At 50.1% G+C, this 423-nt stretch carries 1 protein-coding gene; it reads left to right on the top strand.

Annotated elements, in window-relative coordinates; translation table 11 throughout:
* The coding region (locus AB4371_RS22170) for a biotin--[acetyl-CoA-carboxylase] ligase (protein WP_372150672.1) at positions 1-423 on the top strand (423 nt) is incomplete at both ends.

Here is a 423-nt window from a genome sequence, read left to right as displayed (position 1 = left end):
AGTTAGTCGCGATGCTTCTCTTGAGCTGATTCCCATCATAGGTTCTACAAACCAGCACCTATTAGAGCGCACTAACACCCTCGAATCGGGTTCTGTCTGTATTGCTGAATATCAAGCTGCGGGTCGTGGACGCCGTGGACGAGAGTGGGTATCGCCATTCGGTGCAAACCTCTATCTTTCAATGTATTGGAGACTCGACGCAGGGATGGCTGCCGCAATGGGCTTAAGCCTTGTGGTTGGTGTAGCTGTTGTTGAAGCTTTGGAAGAGATGGGCGTAGAAGGTGTAAAGCTCAAATGGCCGAACGACCTTTACCACAATGACAAGAAGCTGGCAGGTATCTTGGTCGAGCTGTCAGGACAGTCTGGTGGCGCTGCACATATTGTGATTGGTTTAGGGCTAAACCTATCCATGGATCCAACAAC

This window comes from Vibrio sp. 10N.261.51.A3, from assembly GCF_041471965.1.
GTDB lineage: Bacteria > Pseudomonadota > Gammaproteobacteria > Enterobacterales > Vibrionaceae > Vibrio > Vibrio crassostreae_C.
Note: the sequence above shows the minus strand (reverse complement) of the source record. Positions and strands in the feature narration are given on the sequence as shown.